Annotated in this window: 3 protein-coding genes; all 3 read left to right on the plus strand. The window is 60.9% G+C overall.

Going from position 1 to position 4754, the window contains the following annotated elements:
- Nucleotides 1-494 precede the first annotated feature (494 nt).
- A complete protein-coding gene (locus CR157_RS21830; protein ID WP_110285624.1) occupies nt 495-1592 on the plus strand; it encodes a M48 family metallopeptidase in 1098 nt (365 codons plus the stop codon).
- A gap of 31 nt (nt 1593-1623) precedes the next feature.
- Complete coding sequence (locus tag CR157_RS21835) at nt 1624-2064, plus strand: DUF411 domain-containing protein (RefSeq protein ID WP_110285625.1); 441 nt, start codon at nt 1624-1626, stop codon at nt 2062-2064.
- A gap of 468 nt (nt 2065-2532) precedes the next feature.
- Nucleotides 2533-4754, plus strand: a 2222-nt coding sequence (locus CR157_RS21840) for an Ig-like domain-containing protein (protein ID WP_181422152.1), incomplete at its 3' end; no start/stop codon positions are given.

Consider the following 4754-nt stretch of genomic DNA (forward strand, 5'->3'; position numbering starts at 1 on the left):
ATGGGGACTATCTCCTCGAGGAGCATCCGTTCATCATCGTCCCCTCGACGGTGTCGCGGTACAGCCGAAACATCGTGATGAACCCGGTCACTGCCTTGGGTCTCTTCGAGCTCATCGTCGAGGAACCGTTCGCGCTAGATACGCGCCTCAATCCACCGCATATCTGAAGCAACCCGGGCCCAGCCGACGACAATCCTTCCCCACCAAAACGCCCTTGAAGGGCACCTCTCGACCTGATGGCGCATCAAGGTTCACGGATACTAGCGTTGTGTGCCCCGTCTCACACCCACCCGTTGCCCTGCATGGCCCTGGAATCACGGTAGCGGGCAAACGAAAGGGAGTTGGTCCAGATCCCGGTCCAGTGCTCGCAACGCTGATCCTCTACCAGCTCCCTTTCCATTTGCCGGGCTTATCGATCGGCCCCTTGGCTGGTGCGATACGGGCTATCTGCGGCGTCCCGCGCTCACGCACGAATATCTGATCTCCCGAGAGGCATGCATGACCTACATGTACATGCTCCGTCTGTTTCGGCGCTTAGTTGCCTGATGATCTCGCTCATTCGCTGGATTGGCGCCCTACTGGGTATTGGCACGGCCATGGCCACCGTGGTCATGCTCCCGCTGTGGTTGTTCCGAAAGGCCTGGCGCTGGCTATGGGAGGTGTTGGGCGGATTTCTCCCCGAGCTCCGGCTCCCTGACGACCTCACGGTGCTCACCCAGTATCCTCCGCTCTCCTGGGCCGGCCGCCCGATCCCCTTGCCGCCGGACGACACTTGGGTCATTGCTACCTCGATCTGGATACTGTTGCCCATGATCGCCATGCTGGCGCTTGGCCACATGGGAGTCTCCATGAACGCACGAATCCGCAGCGTGTGCGGGCAATCCGGGGTGAGGTTCGATAAAGGCCACCCTCACCAGGCGTTCGTCGACACGCTGGCACGACGGTACGGGGTAGGGCGCATCGAGCTGCGCCGCCTCCCGGTGGGCGGGATCATCGCCTTCATCCTGAGCAGCCCCTGGCGGCGGCACACCATCGTGCTCAGTGACGGCATCCTGATGTTGCCCCCTCCGATGGTCCAGTGGGTGCTGGCGCATGAAGTTGCTCACGCCCGCTATGGGGATACACAGAGCCAGTCGGTCTGGCTGTTGGCACTACGGAGCATCATGCTGTTCGATCGCCTGCGGCACATGGCCATGAATGCCACGCTCAGGATGGTGCAGATCCTCCCGGTGCTGACCTTGCTGACCCGGCCGCTCCACCTCCTCTTCAGGGGCCTCAGCCTGATCGGCAGGGCAGGGCGCCGCGTCGGTTTCTGGATCTTCGTGCTCTTCGATCGCTGGGCGTCACGCCGCATGGAGTACCGTGCCGATCGCTTCGCCGCCGAGCATGTTGGCACCGGCCCCGGAATTGCCCTGTTCGCACACCTGGTGGGCCAGTTCGAGCCAACCTTCGACCTCTTCGCTACACATCCGCCAGCCGCCAAGCGGCGCACCGCGCTGGAACGGCTGGTGGTGGATTCAGGAGGGCTTCCCTCTTCGTCGCACCCTTCAAGGGAACTTCAGGACCAGGGCGATGGTGAGAGAAGGAAATAAGCTTGAGATCATCCACCAGAGGAGATCGCTAATGCTATTCTTGTCACACGTCCTTTCCGCTGCTAGTGCCTTGATGTTAGGCACGGGTGTCGCATACGCTTCGGTCCCCGTAGAAGCCATCATGTTCAAGAATCCCAACTGTACTTGCTGTGCCGGGTATGCGGAGCATCTGGAGGACAATGGGATCAAGGTGAAGGTCGTCCCAACCGACCAGATGGCCAAGGTCAAACAACAGGCCCGCATTCCTGTCAGTGAAACCGCCTGCCACACCCTGTCGATCGGTGGCTACGCCGTGGAGGGGCATGTGCCCTTCAAGGCGATCGAGAAGCTCTTCGAGGAGATGCCTGACGTAAACGGCTTGACCCTGGCCGGCATGCCCTCCGGTTCACCCGGGATGCCGGGGCCCAAGATGGGCGACTTCGAGGTCAAGAGTTTCAAGAACGGACAGGCCGAGCTCTACGGCAAGTTTTAAGCCTGATAGGTCCTCTTAACCCCTGGAGTTCGCCTGGAGCCCCCTTAGACGATCCAGCAGGCAATAAGTGAGAAAATTGACGTGCAGAATCACATCGACGAGGTGTGGATCGAAAAGAACGACCTTCTGGTGACCTACAAGGGCAAAGTCCCTTAATTCCAAAGGTATCGCGACGTCTTCCCAGACTCCACGACTCGCCAACTTCCCCACCTTCGGCCCGCTCTCCAGCGGGCCTTGTCATTTCAATACGTCGTCATAACGATGAATTCTCTCAATACGCCCTTGAAGGGTACATCTGTCCAGGGCTGTTGCAGTCTGAGGCACGTAGAGTCCGCCATGAAAAGCTCCGTCTCGCGTAGACAGCAAGAGAATAACGGTCGTCGTCCAGGAGGATCATCCATGGCAAGCCGACACCCAATACGGTCACCCCTCAGGGCCCTGCTCACCGCCATGTCAGGGGCAACGGCAATGGCATCAGGCCATGCCGTCGCAGACCTTGTCGAATACAGTTTCGCAACCCCCGCTGGGGAGCAACGCACCCTGCCGCATGGAGAGCGATACGCCAACCCGACAGGAGACATCGAATTTACTCTCCGGGCGGGTATCGACCGTAGAATCCGCGTTTCTCTCCTCCATCAGGATGGCTCCCAGATCGACAGCGCAACGAGTGGTCTGCTGGGGGCCTATGACCGGATTTCCGCCGGCGGCAACGACTTCTATGGAACTCGCCTGTCGCTCCCCGCGCCCGGCGAGGGGGAGTACCTGATCCGCTCCGAGATTCTCTCGTCGACTGGCGAGGTCATTCAGTCGCGGGACTACCCCTTGATGGTTGATGTGACGGCGCCGACAGCGAACCAGACCATCCATATCTCCTCGGACTCCCGGGTTGTGCACGACGACGGCAACGGCAACCGCATAGCCGGTCCCGGTGCCGGCCCAGGCTCCTGGACCAACTTCGGGTCGTTCTACATCGAAGGCATCCAGACCACCGGCGCTCAACTCGACCGTGTCGATTTCATCGCCAGGGATGCCCAGGGAACGTCACGCACAATCGAAGGCATCAACATCAGCGACGGTGCGGCATCGGTCGACCTGGAGCAGGTGCAGAGCGTCATGGTCCACCCCGAGGCCATATACGACGTCACGTTCCGCCTGGTCGACAGGGCCGGCAACCATCGGGACATCACCGACCGGATCGGCTGGGACCAATCCCCCGATCACGGTGGCAAGCCCGAACCAGTCGCCATCTACTCGCCGAGCAGCTCCGGTAGCTGGAACAACATGGCAGGGTATGTCCCGTTCACCGATGGCTTGGAGGTGAAAGAGAACCCCGTGCAGCTGGTGTTCCGCATTCCCCTGGGCAACTACGCAGACTACACCCCCTATGGCCTTCGACCCCGCTCGCTCAACCGCGGCGTGCTGACCGACGACATCGCCGGGGACAAGAAGCTGTTCGAAGACAGCGAGTACGCGTACTACCTGTCGGGCAAACACGAGCTTGTCCAGCACGGGATCAACGAGCTGGAGTGGTGGTACGGCGACAATTTCGCCAACAACGGCTCCGTGATGGCCAATGTGGCGCTTTCGACAGCAACGGCGCCTGCACCGGTGGTGGTGGATGCAGTGCATATCACCGAGACCGGCCACCGCGTGGAGCTCGATCCACTGGAGCGCCTCAACCTCAACATGGGCACTGGTCAGCGCATCACCAGGGTGGAGTATGAGGTAGAGCCAAGACCTTACCGCCAACGGCTGTCCGTCCGATATGCCTCCCAGGACTACTACATCGAGCCAGGCCAGACCCGAGTGACCGCCGCGATAGATAAGTCATGGGGCGATGGCAAGACTGAAGGCCGCCTGCCCGGGAACGTGACCTACAACTACCATGCCAGCAACAGCGACCTGGTCTCCCGTCGACACGCTGCGAATATTTTCTATGACTTCACCGACCCGGAAATCATCTCCCACGAGATTGATCCCGAAAGCCGTGAGTTGACGCTGCATGCCCGTGAGCCAAGCAGTGACACGGGTAGTTTCTACAACTGGTTCTATCTGCAGGACGCCAGCCTGACCCTCCAGGGGGCAGATGGCAGCACCGTAGAGCTCGCCCCGACCCGCACCGACAGGCCAACGGCAAACGACTTCTACTTCACCTTCGACCTGAATGAGCTGACCGAAGGCCAGTACAGCAATGCGACAGCCACGGTAATCGACAGGAACTGGAACGAGACCATCCAGTCGCTCAACTCATCGTTCTATCGTGACACCACGCCACCGGTCATCTCCATCGACCAGGGAGACGACACCACGATCACGTCCCTCGATGCAATCGAGATCCAGCTTGCCGACGACCGAGACGACGATCCCCGGGTGACCTCGGTGCGGCTGTCAGGGGGACCGACAGACGAGAACATCTCGCTGTCGGCCCGGCAGACCGGAGAGGGCCGGTTCCAGCTGGAGTACCCGGTGATGTTCCCTTCCCTGGATGAGGGCGATTACCAGCTGGTCGTGGAGGCCGCCGACTGGCAGGCGAATACCGCAGCCGAAGCACTGGACTTCACCTTCTCACCGCGCCAGGTTTCCCTGCGGGGCGGGGTCGACGGCAAGCTGATGATCCCGGCGGTGGTGCACGAGTTCAAGCACCTCGACGGCCGGCGCATCATCGAGACCCAGCCGCTGACCCTGGCCGA

This window comes from Halomonas sp. LBP4 (assembly GCF_003202205.1).
Lineage (GTDB): Bacteria > Pseudomonadota > Gammaproteobacteria > Pseudomonadales > Halomonadaceae > Halomonas > Halomonas flagellata.

Bases quoted from the DNA above. Each gene is read 5' to 3' on its own strand.
- CR157_RS21830 (WP_110285624.1), top strand. From the start codon at position 495: ATGCATGACCTACATGTACATGCTCCGTCTGTTTCGGCGCTTAGTTGC.
- CR157_RS21835 (WP_110285625.1), top strand. From the start codon at position 1,624: ATGCTATTCTTGTCACACGTCCTTTCCGCTGCTAGTGCCTTGATGTTA.